Below are 18712 nucleotides of genomic sequence, written 5' to 3' on the forward strand. Positions count from 1 at the left end.
CTCTCTCAGCGGGTGCGCGGGAAGCCGAGGTCGACGGTCGAGGTGGCCGGGTCGGGCCACCGCTGCGTCACGACCTTGCCGCGCGTGTAGAAGTTGATGCCCTCGGGTCCGTACATGTGGGTGTCGCCGAAGAGCGAGTCCTTCCAGCCGCCGAAGGAGTAGTAGGCGACCGGGACGGGGATCGGCACGTTGATCCCGACCATGCCGACCTCGACCTCGTTCTGGAAGCGGCGCGCGGCGCCACCGTCGCGGGTGAAGATCGCGGTGCCGTTGGCGTACGGGTTGCGGTTGATGAGCGCCAGACCCTCGTCGTAGGTGGCGACGCGCACGACCGACAGGACCGGCCCGAAGATCTCGTCGCGGTAGACGGTCATGTCCGGCGTCACGTCGTCGAGCAGGGTCATGCCGAGGAAGAAGCCGTCCTCGGGGACGTCCTGCTCGCGTCCGTCGACGACGACCGTGGCCCCGGCCTCCGCTCCGGCCGCCACGTAGCCGGCCACCTTGTCGCGGTGCTCGCGGGTGATGAGCGGACCCATGTCGGTGCCCTCAGCCGAGCCCGGCCCGACGGTGAGCTTCGGCAGGCGGCTGGAGATCGCGGAGACGAGGTCGTCACCGACGTCACCGACGGCGACCGCGACGGACAGGGCCATGCACCGCTCCCCCGCGGCGCCGTACGCGGCGGAGACGATGGCGTCGGCCGCCATGTCGATGTCGGCGTCGGGCAGCACGAGCGCGTGGTTCTTCGCGCCGCCGAGAGCCTGGACCCGCTTGCCGTTGGCGGTGCCGCGCTCGTAGATGTACTTCGCGATGGGGGTCGAGCCGACGAAGCTGACCGCCGCGATGTCGTCGTGGTCGAGGAGCGCGTCGACGGCCTCCTTGTCGCCGTGGACGACGGTGAAGACGCCGTCGGGAAGGCCGGCCTCCTTCCAGAGCTCGGCGAGGAAGAGCGCGGCCGAGGGGTCCTTCTCGCTGGGCTTGAGCACGAAGCTGTTGCCGCAGGCGATGGCGTTGGCGCACATCCAGAGCGGCACCATGACGGGGAAGTTGAAGGGCGTGACGCCGGCGACGACGCCGAGCGGCTGGCGGATGCTGTAGACGTCGACACCGCTCGCGGCCTGTTCCGAGAAGCCGCCCTTGAGCAGCTGCGGTACACCGGTGGCGAACTCGACGTTCTCGAGGCCGCGGGCGATCTCGCCGACCGCGTCGGAGAGTACCTTGCCGTGCTCTGCGGTGACGATCGCGGCCAGCTCGTCGGTGCGCGTGTGCAGCAGCTCGCGGAAGGCGAAGAGGACGGCAGCCCTCCGCGACAGGGAGCTGGTGCGCCAGTCGCGTCCGGCGGCGACCGCGGTCTTGACGGCGTCGTCCACCTCGGAGGTGGAGGCGAGCGGCACCTCGCCGGTCTGGCGGCCGGTCGCCGGGTCGTGCACCGGGGCGGTGCGCCCGGAGGTGCCGGGCACGCGGGCGCCGGAGATCCAGTGGTCGATGGACGTCACGGTAGGGGTCGTCATGCACCTCACGTTACGTGCCACTCTGACCCCATACAAAGCATCGATTGCTATGTTACGAACATGCGTGCCGTCATCTCCTCGATCGAGGAGCGCCTCGACGCCCCGACCGCCAAGGGCCTCGCGCAGGCCGTTTCCCGGGCGATCCGCGACGCCACCCTCGTGCCGGGCGACCAGCTGCCCCCGATCCGCCGGGTCGCCGAGGAGCTGATGATGTCGCCGACGACCGTGAGCGCGGCCTGGCAGCTGCTCGCCCGCTCGGGGACCATCCGGTCGGACGGCCGCCGGGGCACGACCGTGGCGCCCACGGCCCGAGGCGGCGAGCGCTACACGCGGGCGCTGCGGCACGAGTCGCCGGTGAGCCTCGACCTGTCGACCGGCATCCCCGACAGCGCCCTGCTGCCCCCGCTCGTGCCGGTGCTGTCCGCACTGACCGACCCGACGACGCCGAGCAGCTATCTCGACGACCCCGTGCTCGACGAGCTACGGCAGGAGCTCGTGCGCGACTGGCCGTATGCCGCCGACGACCTCCTCGTCGTCGACGGCGCGATGGACGCGCTGGACCTGCTCACCCGGGCACTGCTGCGCCCGGGTGACCTCGTGCTCGTCGAGAACCCGGGGTTCCCTCCCCTGCTCGACCTGCTCGAGGACCGGGGGGTCGCGGTCGTCGGCGTGCCGCTCGACGAGACGGGCCTCGACCTTGACGCCGTCGAGTCCCTGCTGCCGCGCCGACCCGCAGCGGTGGTCATCCAGCCTCGAGGACAGAACCCGACCGGCGTGTCCATGTCGCCGACCCGGGCGCGACGACTCGCTGCGCTGCTCGAGGGCCGTGACTGCATCGTCATCGAGGACGACTCGAGCGGCCCGATCTCGACGTCGGCCGCGACCAGCCTCGGTCGGTGGATCCCCGACCAGGTGCTGCACATCCGCAGCTTCAGCAAGTCGCACGGTCCAGACCTGCGGATCGCCGCGCTGAGCGGCCCGGACGCGCTGCTCGCCCCGGTGCGGCACGCGCGGGCCATCGGGCAGGGCTGGACGAGCCGGCTGCTCCAGCGGGTCCTCGCCGGCCTGCTCCGCGACGAGGTCTGCGCGCGCGGGATCGCATCGGCCGGTGCCGAGTACGCCCGTCGTCGGGAGCTCGTCGTCGGTCGCCTCGCGGAGCACGGCATCGAGGTGCCCGGCACCGACGGGCTCAACATCTGGGTGCCGGTGCGCGACGAGGCCGCAGCGGTGCTCCGGCTCGCGAGCCAAGGCATCGCGGTGACCCCGGGGTCACCGTTCTCGGTCGAGCACGTCGCCGGACCCGAAGGCCACGTGCGCGTGACGACCGGGCTCGTCCGTGAGAACCACGCCGAGGTCGCCGACCTCATCGCCGAGGCGGCGAACGCCGGGGCCTGGACGGCCCAGCACCGCTGAGCTCGGCACGGAGTCCCTGCCACCCAGCAGAATCAGTCCCGCCCGCGCTGTCCGATCCGGACCGAGGTGTTCGTAGCAGAGGTGAGAGCCCGCCCGCGATGGGCGGCCCGAGGCACAGGAGATGATCCGACATGCAGTACCTCGTATCCGTGATCGACGACGGCACCGGCCCCGAGACCGCCACCGAGGAGGCCGCCGTCGACGCCTTCAACGACCGGCTCCGGTCCGAGGGGTACTGGGTCTTCGCCGGGGGCCTCGGCTCCCCGGACCCAGCGACGGTCGTCGACAACCGAGGGAGCGAGGCAGTCTTCACCGACGGACCCTTCGTCGAGTCGAAGGAGTACCTCGCCGGCTTCTGGATCCTCGAGGCGCCGGACCTCGACGTGGTGCTCAGGCTCGCCGCCGAGGGCTCCCGGGCGTGCAACCGCAAGATCGAGGTGCGTCCGTTCCTGTGAGCCCACCCGACGTCCGCGACGAGCTCACCCGGGCCCACCACGACGAGTGGGCCCGGGTCGTCGCCTCCCTGACCCGGCGGTTCGGTGATCTCGGCCTCGCCGAGGACGCCGCGGCCGAGGCGTTCGCGACCGCCGTCGAGCGGTGGCCCGCCGAGGGCACACCCCCGAACCCGGGCGCGTGGCTGACGACGACCGCCAACCGCAAGGCGATCGACCGGATCCGGCGCGAGAGCAAGCGTGACCACAAGCACCAGGAGGCAGCCATGGTGCACGACGACCACGAGGCCGAGCCGCTCGGCGTCCTCGACGACGACCGGCTCCGACTCGTCTTCACGTGCTGTCACCCCGCGCTCGCGATGGAGGCGCGGGTCGCCCTGACGCTGCGAATGGTCGGTGGCCTGACCGTGCCCGAGATCTCGAGGGCCTTCTTCGTGCAGGAGTCCGCGATGGCTCGGCGCCTCACCCGGGCCAAGGCCAAGATCGCGGCCGCGCGCATCCCGTACCGGGTGCCGACCGCGGAGGACCTGCCGACTCGGGTCTCCGGCGTGCTCGCTGTGCTCTTCCTCGTCTTCAACGAGGGCTACCTCACCTCCGGTGCGGACACCGATCCGATCCGCCAGGACCTCACCGGCGAGGCGATCCGGCTCACCCGGATGCTGCGCGACCTCCTGCCCGACGACGGCGAGGTGGCCGGCCTCCTCGCCCTGATGCTGCTCACCGACGCCCGCCGGAGTGCCCGGGTCTCACCGGGCGGTGAGCTGGTCCCCCTCGACGAGCAGGACCGCAGCGTCTGGGACCGGGCCCTGGTCGCCGAGGGCCACCGTCTCGTGCGTGAGCGACTCGATGCTGGGGCGGCTCCGGGTCGCTACCAGGTCATGGCCGCCATCAACGCCGTGCACACCTCGGCTCGCACCATGCGCGACACCGACTGGTCACAGGTCGTCGCCCTCTACGACCAGCTCCACGACCTGGAACCCTCGCCGGTCGTCGCCCTGAACCGGGCGGTCGCCCTCGCCGAGCTCGACGGACCGCAGGTGGCGCTGGCCGTCGTCGAGCCTCTCGGGGAACCGTTGTCCGGCTATCACGCCTACCACGCGGTCCGGGCCGACCTGCTGCGCCGGATGGGTCGCGGCGAGGAGGCGCGGGCGGCGTACACCCGGGCGATCGAGCTGGCGGGCAACACGGCCGAGTCGGCCTCCTTGACGCGTCGCCGCGGCGAGCTGACCTAGGGCCGGCCACCGTCCCGGAGGGTCTCGACCACCTGCGACAGTCGCCGCTCGCGGGTCTCGTCGGTCCTGGCCGAGGACACGGCGAGGGCATGCGCCTTCTGCTTGCTGGCGGACAGAGCCGTCCAGGCGGCCGTGAGAGCGGGGTCGGCGTCGAGGACCGCCCGGAGCGCCTGGGGCACCTCGACCTCGCGCGGTGCGTCGTCGACCTCGAGCCGGACCTCCACCTCGTCACCGGCGCCACGCCCGGTCGCGGCCCGCGTCTCGGCGTTGAAGGACACGAGGAAGTGACCGCCCATGGAGGCGATCGAGGTCCGGTACGTGTAGCCACCGTCCACGGTCACGGATACGGGCACCCGCTTGCCGCGGGCGAAGGCCGCCATGACTTCGTCAGGGACCACGATGCCCACGTTGTTGCCACCCGTGGCCTCGAGGGTGGTGCGGAACGTCCGGACCGTCTCGCTCATGGGATCAGGGCCGTCCGGTGTCGCGTGCCTTGAGGCGCGCGTCCTCGGCGCGGACCTGCGCGAAGATCTCGCGCTCGGCCACGAGCCAGGCGGGCATCTCGTCGATGACGGCCTTGATCTCGTCGGTCGTCAGGTGCTCTCCGACCCCGCCGCGGGTCAGGCCCGAGTTGGAGATGCCGAGTCGCCGGGCCGTCTCCTGGCGGGTGTGGGGTCCGTTGCGGCGCAGCGTCGCGAGCCACTCCGGCGGCTCGGCCTGCAACGCGTTGAGGTCGGTGCGGCTGACGACGCCCTCCTGGAAGTCGGCGGGGGTCTCGGACAGCAGGACGCCGAGCTTCTTCGCGGCCGTCTGGGGTTTCATGGTCTGCGGCTTCGGCGTGGGCATGGGTCCAGCCTAGGGCGTCGCCCGACCACGCCTGCCCGCTCTCGCCCGGCCTGTCCCCGGCCCGTGGCCCGCCACGGGTGTCGCACGGCGTCCGGCGGTGTCCCCTCCGCACGTCGGGCGACATGTCCACGTGGACTAGCCTCGGGAGCGACCTGCCCCGACCGCGAAGGCACACCATGACGGATCCGTTCCGCGTCGAGTTCGTGCCCGGCGTGACGCCGGACAAGTGGCTGCGCGTGTGGGGCCAGCGCCTGCCGGACTCTCCCCTCGAGGCGGCACCCGTCGAGGACGCCGATGCCCTGGCCCACCTGCGCGACGGGACATCGTCCATGGTCCTCCTGAGGCTGCCGGTCGACCGCGACGGTCTGCACGTCATCCCCCTCTACGAGGAGGTCCCGGTCGTCGTCGTGGCCAAGGAGCACGTCATCGCCGCGTTCGATGAGGTCGACGTCGCCGACCTCGGCGAGGAGGTCCTCATGCAGGACCCCGCGCTCGTCCCCGAGTGGACGGCCGTCGCGACGCCAGAGACCCGAGACCGGGCCACAGCCATGCCGCCCATGACGACGAAGCAGGCGGTGTCCGTGGTGGCCACCGGCTCCGGGATCGTCGTCGTGCCGATGTCGGTCGCCCGCCTGCACCACCGCAAGGACGTCGTCCACCGCCCCGTGACCGGGGTCGCACCCTCACGGGTCGGCCTTGCCTGGAGGGTCGACGACGACGACCCGCGCATCGAGGACTTCATCGGCATCGTCCGCGGCCGCACGGAGCGCAGCACCCGTGGCGGGCCGTCCGACGCGGCCTCGCCGTCCGGCTCGGACGGGCCGACCGAGCAGCGCGGACACGCCAAGCCCGCCAAGACCTCGAAGACCGCCAAGAGCTCGGCCACGTCCCGCGCCCACGGCACTTCCCGGCGCGCCCAGCAGACCGGGCGCAAGGGCGCGCCGCGTGGAGGTGTCCCGAAGCGCAAGGGCCGCCGGTGAGCACCGGCTCCGTCCGCGGACCCGCGGAGCGCGACGGGCTCCCTTGGCGCTGGGGCGAGTTCGGCGCATCAGCCCTCCCGGGCCACCTGGTGGGCCATGCCGGTCCCGTCGTCAGCCGTGCGGTGACGGTCCGTGCCGAGCCCGCGGTCGTCTTCCGTTGGCTCTGCCAGCTGCGCGTCGCGCCCTACAGCTACGACCTCGTCGACAACCTCGGGCGCCGGAGCCCACGCGCCCTGACGCCCGGACTGGAGAGCCTCGCCGTCGGGCAGCGCTTCGCGACGATCTTCACCCTCGTCGACTGGGTGCCTGACGACCTGCTCGCCCTCGAGATCACCGCGCCGACCGGCATACGCCTCTTCGGGCGGCTGCCGCTCGTCTACCAGACGGTCCCGCTCCCAGGCGGGCCGGAGGCCAGGACGACCTTGCGCGGCGACATCGCACTCCCCCGGGCCGAGTCGGCCCTCTCGCGGGCGCGGTCGACCGCTCTCGCCTGGGGCGACCTCGTGATGATGCGGCGTCAGCTGCGGACGCTGGCGCGCCTCAGCGAGGAGAGCGCAGGCGCGACACGATCGTCGTGAGGTCGGCCGCACCGACCCCGGCGAGCGTGTCGAGATGGACGGCACCGTCGATCGCGGGCACGGGCACGACGTGCGGGATGGCGATCGTCGGCACCCCGGCGGCGGTCGCGGACCGCACCCCGGCAGGCGAGTCCTCGATGGCGATGCAGTCCGCCGGGTCGGCCCCGACGAGGCGGGCCGCCGCGAGGTAGGGCTCCGGGTGCGGCTTGCCGTGGCTGACCTCGTCCCCGGTCACGAGGTGGTCGAAGGCGCCCTCCGGCAGGCGCCTCACGACCGTGTCGGCGAGCGAGCGCCACGACATCGTCACGAGCAGGGACGGCACCCCGAGGTCGCCGAGCTCGAGCAGCAGCTCACGCGCTCCGGGACGCCACGGGACGCGCCGCTCGACCTGGGCGATGACCCGCTCGAGCAGGGCATCGATGATCTCGGGCACCGTCAGCGAGATCCCCGACTGGTCGATGATCAGCTGTGCCGAGACCTCGAGTGCGTTGCCGACGAGCTGGTGAGCGAACTCGTCGTTCCAGACACCCCCGTGGGCCGCGACGAGCTCGTGCTCCGCCTGGATCCAGTAGGGCTCGGTGTCGACGAGGGTGCCGTCCATGTCCCACAGGACGGCCGCCGGCAGGGCCGGCACCGTGCGGTCGGGGTCGGCGGTGTGCGAGAGGGTCACCGGGTCAGTCCTCCGGGTCGTAGGCGAGGTTCGCGGACAGCCAGCGCTCGGCCTCGGCCAGCGTCCATCCCTTGCGGTCGGCGTAGTCCTGCACCTGGTCGCGGCCGAGCCGGCCCACGACGAAGTACTGCGACTGCGGGTGCGAGAAGTACCAGCCAGAGACCGAGGCGCCGGGCGCCATGGCCATGCTCTCCGTCAGGGTCATGCCCGTGTTGGCCTCGACGTCGAGCAGGCGCCAGAGCGTCTCCTTCTCGGTGTGCTCGGGGCAGGCGGGATAACCGGGCGCCGGGCGGATGCCGGCGTACTGCTCCTTGATGAGCGCGACGTTGTCGAGGTGCTCGTCGGGCGCGTAGCCCCAGAACTCCTTGCGGACCCGCTCGTGCATGCGCTCGGCGAACGCCTCGGCGAGGCGGTCGGCGAGCGACTCGAGCAGGATCGCGTTGTAGTCGTCGAGGTCGGCCCGGAACGCCGCGACCCGCCCGGCGCCGCCGAGACCGGCCGTCACCGCGAAGCCACCGACCCAGTCCTGCGTCCCCTTCGGGGCGACGTAGTCGGCGAGCGAGCGATTGGGCACACCGGCGCGGTGGTCCCCCTGCTGGCGCAGGTGGTGCAGCACGGCGAGGGGCTCGGTGCGGGCGTCGTCGAGGTAGACCTCGACGTCGTCGCCCACGGAGTTGGCCGGGAAGAAGCCGATGACGCCGTTGGCGGTCAGCCACCGCTCCTCGATGAGCTGGTCGAGCATGGCCTGCGCGTCGTCGTAGAGCTTGCGCGCGGCCTGGCCGCTGGCCGGGTTGTTGAGGATGTCGGGGAAGCTGCCCTTCATCTCCCACGCGTTGAAGAACGGCTGCCAGTCGATGTAGCGACGCAGCTCACCGAGGGGATAGCTGCGGAACACCTTGACGTGCTGCGAGATCCGGTGCGAGCGGGTGATCGAGGAGACGTCGTGGTCCTGCTGGAGCAGCAGGTGCGGGTGCGGCGGACGGTAGCCGGACCAGTCGACCGGCGTGCGTCGCGACCGGGCGTCCTCGAGCGCGAGCAGCGGCCGGTCCGCCTTGCCCGCGTGACGGGCCCGCAGCGAGTCGTAGTCCTCCTTGACCTTGGCCATGAGGGTGGGCCGCAGCTCGTCGCTGAGCAGGGCCGCGGCGGTCGGCACCGAGCGCGAGGCGTCCTTGACCCAGACGACCGGACCGTCGTACTTCTGGTCGACCTTGACCGCCGTGTGGGCGCGCGAGGTCGTCGCGCCACCGATGAGGAGCGGGATCGTCAGGCCCTGGCGCTGCATCTCGGCGGCGAAGCCGACCATCTCGTCGAGCGAGGGCGTGATGAGCCCCGAGAGCCCGATGATGTCGGCGTCGTGCTCGCGCGCCGCGTCGAGGATCTTCTGCGCCGGGACCATGACGCCCAGGTCGATGACCTCGTAGTTGTTGCACTGGAGCACGACCCCGACGATGTTCTTGCCGATGTCGTGGACGTCGCCCTTGACCGTGGCCATGACGATCGTGCCGTTGGTGTCCTTCTGCGTCGCCAGGGAGGGGTCGTCGATCTTCTCCTGCTCGATGAACGGGATGAGGTAGGCGACGGCCTTCTTCATGACGCGCGCGCTCTTGACGACCTGCGGAAGGAACATCTTGCCGGCGCCGAAGAGGTCTCCGACGACGTTCATGCCGTCCATGAGCGGACCCTCGATCACCTCGATGGGCCGGCCGCCGCGCTCGGCGATCTCGGCGCGGAGCAGCTCGGTGTCAGCCTCGACGTGCGCGTCGATGCCCTTGACGAGCGCGTGCGTGATGCGCTCGCCCAGCGGCAGGGCGCGCCACTCCTCCTCGCTGACCTCCACCGCCTGACCGACCTTGTTGTACTCCTCTGCGATCTCGAGCAACCGCTCCGCGGCGTCGGGGCGCCGGTTGAGCACGACGTCCTCGATACGGTCACGCAGCTCCGCGTCGACCTCGTCGTAGACCGCCAGGGCGCCCGCGTTGACGATGCCCATGTCGAGGCCTGCGGCGATCGCGTGGTAGAGGAAGACGGCGTGGATCGCCTCGCGCACGGGGTTGTTGCCGCGGAAGCTGAACGACACGTTGGAGATGCCACCGGACACCTTGGCCCCGGGAAGGTTCTCCTTGATCCAGCGCGTCGCCTCGATGAAGTCGAGGCCGTACGAGGCGTGCTCCTCGATGCCGGTGGCGACGGCGAAGACGTTGGGGTCGAAGATGATGTCCTCGGCCGGGAAGCCGACCTCCTCGGTGAGCAGGCGGTAGGCGCGCGAACAGATCTGCTGGCGGCGCTCGAGCGAGTCGGCCTGGCCGTCCTCGTCGAAGGCCATGACGACCGCGGCGGCGCCGTACTTGCGCACGAGCCGGGCCTGCCGGAGGAACGGTTCCTCGCCTTCCTTGAGGGAGATCGAGTTGACGATCGCCTTGCCCTGCACGCACTTGAGCCCGGCCTCGATGACCTCCCACTTCGAGGAGTCGACCATGACGGGCACGCGGCTGATGTCGGGCTCGCTCGCGACGAGCTTGAGGAAGCGGTCCATGGCCGCGACACCGTCGATCATCCCCTCGTCCATGTTGACGTCGATGACCTGGGCGCCGTTCTCGACCTGCTGCGCGGCCACGGACAGGGCGGTGTCGTAGTCGCCGTCCTTGATGAGCGTGCGGAAGCGAGCCGAGCCGGTGATGTTGGTGCGCTCTCCGACGTTGACGAAGAGGCTGTCGTCGGTGATGGTGAACGGCTCGAGCCCGGACAGCCGCATCGCGGGAGCGTTCGTCGCGAGCTCGCGGACGGGCTTGCCGTCGACGGCCCGCGCGATGGCGGCGATGTGGTCGGGGGTCGTCCCGCAGCAGCCGCCGACGAGGTTGACGAGACCCGCCTCGGCGAACTCGCCGACGATGCCCGCGGTCTCGTCGGGCGCCTCGTCGTACTCGCCGAAGGCGTTGGGCAGACCGGCGTTGGGGTAGCACGAGACGAACGAGTCAGCCAGACGGGCCATCTCGGCGATGTAGGGGCGCATCTCCTTGGCACCGAGGGCGCAGTTGAGCCCGACGGCGAGCGGTGACACGTGCCGGATCGAGTCCCAGAACGCCTCGGTCACCTGGCCGGACAGGGTGCGCCCGGACGCGTCGGTGATGGTGCCGGAGACGACGACCGGCCAGCGGCGACCCTGCTCCTCGAAGAGCGTCTCGACGGCGAAGATCGCAGCCTTGGCGTTGAGCGTGTCGAAGATCGTCTCGATGAAGATGAGGTCGCTGCCGCCGTCGACGAGCCCGCGGGCCGCCTCGAGGTAGGCCGCGACGAGCTGGTCGTAGGAGACGTTGCGCGCGCCGGGGTCGTTGACGTCGGGTGAGATCGAGGCCGTACGCGTCGTCGGCCCGAGCGCCCCTGCGACGTAGCGCGGCCGGTCGGGCTCGCGCTCCGTCATCGCGTCGGCTTCGCGGCGGGCCAGCGCGGCGGCCTCGAAGTTCAGCTCGTAGGCGAGCTCCTCCATGCCGTAGTCGGACAGCGAGATCGCGTTGGCGTTGAAGGTGTTCGTCTCGATGATGTCGGCGCCGGCCTCGAGGTACTCGCGGTGGATCCCGGCGATGATCTCTGGCGCAGTCAGCGTCAGGAGGTCGTTGTTGCCCTGGACGTCGCTCGGCCAGTCCGCGAAGCGCTCCCCGCGATAGCCGGCCTCGTCGGGCCGGTCGCGCTGGATGGCCGTGCCCATGGCGCCGTCGAGGATCATGATGCGCTGACCGAGGGTGGCGGTCAGGCTCTCGGTGGCGTCGGGTCGCTGCTGCGACTGGGACAACGTGGCTCCTCTCGGCGGCACGGGTTTCGTGCCGAGTGACGGGACCGGCCCGATTCTACGGACCTGCCGTGTCCGGCGCGTCGCCGCCCGCACTGCGGTCACGCGACGCCAGCGCACGGCATACCCCGTCCGGCCTCACGCGTGGGGCGCGCCCGCCGGCGGGACTCCGGCGCATCGGTGGCGCCAGGTCCTAGGCTGGAGGTGTGGACGCGAGCGCGCCCACGGTGAAGGAGACATGGTGCTGGAGTTCGAGGATGTGCCGGAGCTGACCGATCCGGTGCTCATCGCGGCCTTCGAGGGCTGGAACGACGCCGGCGAGGCCGCCACGAGCGCGGTCCGCCACCTCGCGGAGGTCTGGGACGCGGAGGTCGTCGCGGCCTTCGACCCCGAGGACTACTACGACTTCCAGGTCAACCGCCCCCGCGTGTCGCTCGAGGAGGGTCGGCGCATGCTGGCCTGGCCCACGACGCGCATCCTCGTCGCGACCGAGACCGGCTTCGACCGGGACGTCGTGCTCGTGCAGGGCATCGAGCCGTCCATGCGCTGGCGGGCCTTCTCGATCGAGCTGCTCGAGCTCGCCGACCAGCTCGGCGTCACGACGATCGTCACCGTCGGAGCCCTGCTCGCCGACGTGCCGCACACGCGACCGATCCCGGTCACGGCCACGGCCGAGGACGAGGCGGCGATCCACCGCTTCGACGTCGAGGCCTCGCGCTACGAGGGCCCCACCGGCATCGTCGGCGTGCTGACCCACGCGGCCTCCGACGCGGGCATCCCGACGGTCTCCGCGTGGGCCGCGGTGCCGCACTACGCCGGTGGCGCCCCGTCGCCCAAGGCGAGCCTCAGCCTGCTGCGCCGCATCGAGTCGCTCCTCGGCATCACCGTGCCGCACGGCGAGCTCGAGGAGAACGCCCGGGCGTGGGAGCGCGGCGTCGACGAGCTCGCGCAGTCCGATGAGGAGGTCGCCGAGTACGTCCAGTCCCTCGAGGAAGCGCAGGACACCGCCGAGCTGCCCGAGGCGAGCGGCGACGCGATCGCGCGCGAGTTCGAGCGCTACCTCCGCGGGCGCGACGACGACCAGACCGGGCGCTGACCCTTCCCCCCGCGCAGCCGTCGCCAGGCGGAGCGCGTACGCCGCCCGGCACCTCGACTGCCCGGTGCTCGCGTCCGAGGGACCTCTGGCCTGCAGGCGTCGCCCTTCAGTCCTGGGAGCTCGAGGGAGTCCGGGGAGTTCTACGGGATCGCCTGTGAGGCTTGCTGAGCGGACTGCCGATGGTTGTGCGCGTCCGGCTCTGGCGATGGGCGAACGCTCTTGCCGGTCCCGGTTTGCGCCGTCACACCACATTTGAACGTTTCGCCCGTGAGTGTCCGGCTTTGTCGATACGTTGCCCCTCGCCCGCTGCGATTGGCGCGGGAACATCCCCGCGGTCTGATCTTGTTGGTCCCGCGGTTCATGCAGGGGGTTGTCTATGGGCGCTACGCGCCGATGTGTTGTAGCTGCCGTTGTCGCTTTTGCGCTGGCCGCTCCGGCGTCCGCGTTCGCCGCGGATGAAGGTGGCTCGCTCAGCAGCAAGAAGGAGCAGCTGGAGCAGAAGCATGCTGTCGCCTCTTCGGGGCAGAAGACGGTGGCCGGGTCCGCGGGAAGGTCCCGTCTCGGCGCGCTGGCCGTTCAGGCGGACCCCGGCCGGGTGGTGGTGTCGGTGAAGATGCGGTCCGGGTCGAGGTCACTGAGCTCGCTGCGCGACGTGACGCAGTCGGCCAAGGCCATGGGAGGTGTTCAGCGCCGCGCCCTGACCCAGCTCGGGACCGTCTCGCTCGAGGTTGCCAAGGACCGCGCGGACGGGCTCGTCAGTCAGCTGCGGCAGCGTCGCGACGTCGCCCGAGTGGACGTCGTGCAGCGCCGAACCCTGTCGTTCGTGCCGAACGACGAGCAGTACGCAGTGACTGCGCCCTATCTCGACGCCGTCGCTGCTCCGGGCGGGTGGGACGTACAGCGCGGAAGCGCCGACGTGCGTATCGCCGTGGTTGACAGCGGCGTGGACGTTTCCCACCCGGACTTGACGGGGCGGGTTGCCAGCTCGTACAACGCGGTCGACCAGACCAGTGACGTTTCCGACGAGATCGGCCACGGCACCTTCGTCGCCGGGATCGCCGCCGCCACCGGGGACAACGGCGTTGGTGTCGCCGGCGCCTCCATGGGTGCCAGCGTCCTGGCCGTGAAGGTTGCCGACCCGTATGGGCAGGTGTGGGGCGACGCTGAGGCTGCTGGCATCATCTGGGCCGCTGACCAAGGCGCGAACGTCATCAACCTGAGTCTGTCCGGTGACACTCCGGACCAGGTGGAATCCGACGCCGTCGCATACGCCGTCAGCAAGGGCGCCCTCGTGGTCGCCGCTGCCGGGAATGACGGCACCACCACGCCGCAGTATCCGGCCGCCTATCCGAACGTGGTCGCAGTCGGCGCTACCGATGCGGGTGGCAACCGGGCGCCGTTCTCGCAGTATGGGTCGTGGGTGAGCGTGGCTGCGCCCGGCACGGGAATCCGGAGCACGTCCCCAGTCGCTGGAAGCACGTTCTTCCAGCCGGACTACGACACGAGCGACGGCACCTCGTTCTCGACGCCGCTGGTCGCTGCCGAAGCCGCCCTGCTGTTCTCGCGCAGCCGCACCGCGAAGGCCGCTGACGTGCGAGCAGCCATCGTCGGCACGGCGCACGGATACGTCGGCCTGGGCCTCGGCACGGGACAGGTGGACTTCAAGGCCGCTCTCGATGGCTTCACGCCCAACTCTGTCCCGGCCATCACCAGCCCGACTGACGGGTCATCGGTGAACGGCTCGGTGACAGTGACGGCCGCCTCGACCGCGCCGAAGGTTCGCTTCTACGTCGATGGCACGCCGCTCGGGTCGGCCGTCACCACCGACAGCGCAACCGGAACAGCCAGGACCACGTGGTCGACGTGGGGTCTGGGCAACGGCAGCCACACCCTTCGGGCCGTGGACTGCAGCCTCACCACCCTGTGCGCCTCCGATGGTGCCCAGGTCGGGGTGACCGTCACGAACGCTGCCCCCGTCATCACCTCACCTCTGCCCTCGCAGCTGGTGTCGGGTTCGGCCGCGTTCACCGCGACCGCTCCCGGCGGCGCCGTCGGCTTCTTCATCGACGGGGTGCGTCGCGGCGTTGACACCAGCGCACCGTTCGCGTTCACGTTCGAGGTCAGCGCCTTGGCGGACGGCACTCACACCGTCACCGCGGTCAGCTGCTCGACTGCGACGGTATGCGCCGGGCCGGCGTCGGCTGCGGTGTCCTTCCGAAACCAGTCGCTGCACCCGAAGTTCACAGCCCTCAGTCCCAGTGTGTTCAGCCCGAACGGTGACGGCAGGTCCGACACGACGAAGCTGACCTACTACCTTCCCGACACCGAAGCGGTGAAGTGGCAGGTTCGCAACTCCGCCGGCACGGTCGTGCGCGGACCTTCCAGTCTGGGCACGCTAAGCGCGGGCACACGCTCCTTCGTCTGGAACGGACTGACGAACAGCGCTGCCCGCGTCACGAGCGGCACCTACCGTGTCGAGCTTGTCACGAGCCGGGCGACGAACGCGGGAACCTTGCGGGGCGCTGCCGCCATCAGTGTCCGCGTCGACCAGGTCGCCCCGACGATGAGTTCCATCACGGGGAACGGGACTGGTTTCTACCCCTACCCCGACACCTACAGGGACACGTTCTCTCCCGCCCTCACCCTCAGTGAATCCGCAACGGTCACCCTGACCGTGCGCACCGGCGGAGGCAGCGTCGTCCGGTCGATGACGGGCAACCGCGCCGCCGGCCGGGCCAGCATCACCTGGAACGGCCGGAACACGGCAGGTTCCCTGGTCGGTGCCGGCACCTTCTACTGGACGCTGACTGCGCAGGACGCTGCCGGTAACCGCCGCAGCACGGCGAAGTACTCCGTCGTGGTCAGCAGCAAGCGGCTAGTGACCAAGACCGCGACGTTGGACAAGCGAGGCAGCCAGTTCTACTCCGCCGGGGGAAGTGACGACTCCTGTGCTTGGACGAGCCTGGGCTCCTCCTACTTCTACCCGTACGGGCTGTGGCTGGCCAACACGTGCGACTCCTACTACGGGTTGGAGATTGCTGGCGGGGTTTACCGGTTCACGCTGCCGGCGGCCGTCAGCTACAGCTCGCTGAAGCTGCAGAGCTACGGCTTCTCGATGGACACCTCGAAGCTCGCGTCGGGGTTCACGAAGTGGGGGACGAGCAGCTACGCGTTCACGCCCGAGATCTACACCAGCCCCACGATCGCGTGGCGCACCCTGGGGTCGGTCTCGCCCGCAGGAGTCGTGAACTCGTCCCGTGTGGTGGAGACCACGGTGTACGTCCCCAACCGCTACTACGACAACGACTACGACATCAGCTACGTCCGTCTGGTCGTCACGTACAAGGTCCTCGCCTGACCTGAAGTGGACCCACTGGGGCCCCGGTCGCTTTGCGACCGGGGCCCCTGCAGGACGACGCGCCGTACCAATGCCGCGATCCGCGCGTTCGTGCTTGATATGTGGGTGATCCTTCGGGGTCGCCGACGCTCCTACGTTGGGGTGTCCGTTCTCCTCGAGGAGGCCCCGTATGCCGAGCGTTGTGTCGTGTCCTGTCATGCTTGATATGTGGGTGATCCTTCGGGGTCGCCGACGCTCCTACGTTGGGGTGTCCGTTCTCCTCGAGGAGGCCCCGTATGCCGAGCGTTGTGTCGTGTCTGATTCCGTCCGCTGAGCCTCGGCAGGAGCTGTTCGGCGATCCGCTGCTGGATGCCTACCTGGAGTTCTTGTCCGGGCGCTGTCGGCCGAACTCGGTGCTGGCGGCACGGTTCGACCTGAAGGTGTTCTTCACGGTCGTGGCCAAGCCGGTCGAGGCGGTGACGGCCACCGACGTGCTGGGGTTCATCACCGCCCAACGCAGCGGCGCCCCTCACCTTCCGGACCCGCTGCTCGCTCCGGTCGGCGGTGACACGGTCGGGGTGTCCCTGCGGACCGTGCGTCGCCGACTGTCCACGGTCGCAGGGCTGTACGCGTTCCTGACCGCCCGAGGCGACGTGCCCAGCAACCCGGTCCCGCGCGGGCTGCCGACTCGCCGCGAACGGCACCGGCCGTCCCAGGGTGTGCCGTTGGTGCGGGCGCCGCAACGGACGCTGCCGCGGATCCTGACCCCGGTCGAGGTCGACGCCCTCACCACCGCGTTGCGCACGCACCGGGACCGGGCCATGGTCGCCGCGATGCTGCTCGGCGGGCTGCGGCGCTGCGAGGTCCTCGGGCTGCGGATGGAGGATGTCCGTGCCGCGGAGCGTCGGTTGTTCATCGCTCAGGGCAAGGGCGGGCACCAACGCTTCGTGCCGATCTCCTCGAGGTTCTTCGAGCACCTGGGCGCCTACCTCGAGCAGGAGCGACCCGCCGACGCCGACACCGACGTCGTGTTTCTCGTGTTGAAGCGTCCCCGGCGGGGCCGGCCCCTGAGCGCGTACGGCCTCGACGAGGTCCTCGACGGCGCCCGCGCCAGGGCCGGATTGGCGCACGCGTCCTGTCACGAGCTGCGCCACACCTGCCTGACCCGGCTGCGGGAGGCCGGGATGCCGCTGGAGGCCGTCCAGGCCCAAGCCGGGCACGCCTCGATCGAGTCGACCCGGATCTATCTGCACCTCGCCGACGACTGGCTCGCCTCCCAGTACCGCCGCGCCGCGGAAGTCATCGACGCCCAGGTCTTCGCCGGCCAACCAGGGTCGCCCGTGCCGCCTGTCCCGCCGCATCTTCGGGACCATCCAGACCGTCAAGACCGAGCCGCGGTCCCGGGGTTCCGGAGGCTGAGGTGAGTGGGCCGCTGCTGCTGCCGACCTGGGACCAGCTCGAGGCCACCCACCCGCACGTGGTCGCCACGATGCGCACCTACCTGGCCCAGGTCGCCTGCGTCCTACGACCCGGCAGCGTCACCGGCGCCGACCTCGCGCTGCGCTCCTTCACCGCCTACCTCGCCACCGAACACCCTGGGCTGCAACACGTTCGGGACATCGACCGGCCGCACATCGAGGGCTTCAAGACGTGGGTCGCGGCCCGACCCGGACAGAACCAGGCCCGCATCACCCCAGCCACCATCGCCCACCGCCTCGGCACCCTACGAGTGTTCTTCACCCGCATCGACGAATGGGGCTGGGACGACGCCCCACCGCGGGTGCCGATGTTCCTGGGTGACGTCCCCCGACAGCACCACGCCCTGCCCAAAGCGCTCGATGACCCGAGCGCAGCGAAGCTGCTGCGGGCCGCGCAAGCCGACCGGCGCATGCTCGTCGGGGTCACCGTCGAGTTCCTCCTACGCACCGGCCTGCGCGTCGGGGAGTACACCGCCCTGAGCTCCGACGCCGTCGTGCTCATCGGCGACACCCACTGGCTGCACGTCCCGGTCGGCAAGCTCCACGAAGACCGCTACCTGCCGCTGCACCCGCGCATCGTGCAGCTCGTCGACACCTACCGCGCCGCGCACGTCCCGGACGGGCACCCACTGCTCATCCCGTACGAGAACGGCAGGGCCCTGGACCGGCACGCCGTCACCCGGTTCATCAACACAGCCGGCTCCGCGGCCGGCCTCGGCCACATCCACCCCCACCAGCTGCGGCACACCCTGGCCACCCAGGCCATCAACCGCGGCATGAGCATCGAGGCCATCGCCGCGATGCTCGGGCACAAGTCGCTGGACATGACCCTCGTTTACGCCAAGATCGCCAACCGCACCGTCGCCGAGGAGTACTTCACCGTCGCCGAGAAAGTCGAGGCCCTCTACGCCCAACCCGCCCAGCTGCCCACCCAGCTGCCCGCCGAGGACCTCGGCCCGAACATGGCCCGGCTCAACCGCGAGCACCACCGCATGCTCGGCAACGGCTACTGCGTCCGGCCCAAGACCATGGACTGCCAGTACGAGAACATCTGCGAGTCCTGCACGTTCTTCCAGACCACCATCGAGTTCCGACCCACCCTGCTGGCCCAACGCGCCGACGCCTGCGCCAAAGGCCAAACCCGACGAACCGAGATCTACGACAACCTCATCACCAGCCTCGACACCACCGAAGCCTCTTGACACCGATCACCCACATAATGCCGATGACAGYGCGTGGCTTCAGCGAGATGTGAGTGGTCGGTAGCACCGCTTGCTGGTCATGAGTTCACCCGCCGCGGCCGTAGTTCGCTTCCCCGTGATCACAGTTGCTTCGCCG

Annotated in this window: 14 protein-coding genes; 9 read left to right on the forward strand and 5 right to left on the reverse strand. The window is 70.5% G+C overall.

Features of this window, described 5'->3' with window-relative positions; translation table 11 throughout:
- Positions 1-5: 5 nt before the first annotated feature.
- On the reverse strand, positions 6-1508 hold the full coding sequence (locus ASE25_RS12160; protein WP_056825593.1) for a CoA-acylating methylmalonate-semialdehyde dehydrogenase: 1503 nt from the start codon (positions 1506-1508) through the stop codon (positions 6-8).
- A gap of 60 nt (positions 1509-1568) precedes the next feature.
- On the opposite strand from ASE25_RS12160, the gene ASE25_RS12165 reads away from it, so the two are divergent.
- From ASE25_RS12165 to ASE25_RS12175, 3 genes are all read left to right on the forward strand, one after another.
- Positions 1569-2921: a PLP-dependent aminotransferase family protein gene (locus ASE25_RS12165; protein WP_056776986.1), complete on the forward strand. Its 1353-nt coding sequence runs from the start codon at positions 1569-1571 to the stop codon at positions 2919-2921.
- 131 nt (positions 2922-3052) lie between these two features.
- The gene (locus ASE25_RS12170) at positions 3053-3376 is read left to right on the forward strand and encodes a YciI family protein (RefSeq protein WP_020144205.1); all 324 of its coding nucleotides are present in this window, start codon (positions 3053-3055) and stop codon (positions 3374-3376) included.
- On the forward strand, positions 3373-4605 hold the full coding sequence (locus ASE25_RS12175; RefSeq protein WP_056825595.1) for an RNA polymerase sigma factor: 1233 nt from the start codon (positions 3373-3375) through the stop codon (positions 4603-4605). The genes ASE25_RS12170 and ASE25_RS12175 overlap by 4 nt, the downstream gene beginning before the upstream one ends.
- Here the strand turns inward: ASE25_RS12175 and ASE25_RS12180 are convergent.
- Positions 4602-5069, reverse strand: coding sequence for a YdeI/OmpD-associated family protein (locus ASE25_RS12180; protein WP_056776981.1), 468 nt, complete (start codon positions 5067-5069; stop codon positions 4602-4604). The genes ASE25_RS12175 and ASE25_RS12180 overlap by 4 nt on opposite strands.
- A 4-nt stretch (positions 5070-5073) precedes the next feature.
- Complete coding sequence (locus ASE25_RS12185) at positions 5074-5451, reverse strand: DUF5997 family protein (protein ID WP_056776978.1); 378 nt, start codon at positions 5449-5451, stop codon at positions 5074-5076.
- A 176-nt stretch (positions 5452-5627) separates the two neighbouring features.
- Here ASE25_RS12185 and ASE25_RS12190 point away from each other — a divergent pair, with 176 nt between their 5' ends.
- Positions 5628-6431 (forward strand): LysR substrate-binding domain-containing protein, encoded by an 804-nt coding sequence (locus tag ASE25_RS12190; RefSeq protein ID WP_056776974.1) that lies wholly within the window; start codon positions 5628-5630, stop codon positions 6429-6431.
- Positions 6428-7009 carry a hypothetical protein gene (locus tag ASE25_RS12195; RefSeq protein WP_056776971.1) on the forward strand — a complete coding sequence of 194 codons (582 nt, stop codon included), beginning with the start codon at positions 6428-6430 and terminating at the stop codon, positions 7007-7009. Before ASE25_RS12190 ends, ASE25_RS12195 begins: the two co-directional genes overlap by 4 nt.
- Here the strand turns inward: ASE25_RS12195 and ASE25_RS12200 are convergent.
- Together ASE25_RS12200 and metH are read right to left on the reverse strand one after the other, a co-directional pair.
- Positions 6972-7679 carry an HAD family phosphatase gene (locus tag ASE25_RS12200; protein ID WP_082619848.1) on the reverse strand — a complete coding sequence of 236 codons (708 nt, stop codon included), beginning with the start codon at positions 7677-7679 and terminating at the stop codon, positions 6972-6974. The two genes, ASE25_RS12195 and ASE25_RS12200, sit on opposite strands and share 38 nt — an antisense overlap.
- A gap of 4 nt (positions 7680-7683) precedes the next feature.
- The gene (gene metH, locus ASE25_RS12205; RefSeq protein WP_235508665.1) at positions 7684-11400 is read right to left on the reverse strand and encodes a methionine synthase; all 3717 of its coding nucleotides are present in this window, start codon (positions 11398-11400) and stop codon (positions 7684-7686) included.
- A 304-nt stretch (positions 11401-11704) separates the two neighbouring features.
- Between metH and ASE25_RS12210 the strand changes: the two genes are divergently transcribed.
- From ASE25_RS12210 to ASE25_RS12225, 4 genes are all read left to right on the forward strand, one after another.
- Positions 11705-12559, forward strand: coding sequence for a PAC2 family protein (locus ASE25_RS12210; protein ID WP_056777770.1), 855 nt, complete (start codon positions 11705-11707; stop codon positions 12557-12559).
- Positions 12560-12935: 376 nt separating this feature from the next.
- Entirely contained in the window at positions 12936-15917 is a 2982-nt protein-coding gene (locus ASE25_RS12215) for a S8 family serine peptidase (RefSeq protein ID WP_082622838.1), read from the forward strand.
- 275 nt (positions 15918-16192) lie between these two features.
- Positions 16193-17320: a tyrosine-type recombinase/integrase gene (locus tag ASE25_RS12220; RefSeq protein WP_082622839.1), complete on the forward strand. Its 1128-nt coding sequence runs from the start codon at positions 16193-16195 to the stop codon at positions 17318-17320.
- A complete protein-coding gene (locus ASE25_RS12225; protein WP_056825602.1) occupies positions 17317-18576 on the forward strand; it encodes a tyrosine-type recombinase/integrase in 1260 nt (419 codons plus the stop codon). Before ASE25_RS12220 ends, ASE25_RS12225 begins: the two co-directional genes overlap by 4 nt.
- Positions 18577-18712: the final 136 nt, after the last annotated feature.

The sequence above is a fragment of the Terrabacter sp. Root85 genome (assembly GCF_001429185.1).
Lineage (GTDB): Bacteria > Actinomycetota > Actinomycetes > Actinomycetales > Dermatophilaceae > Terrabacter.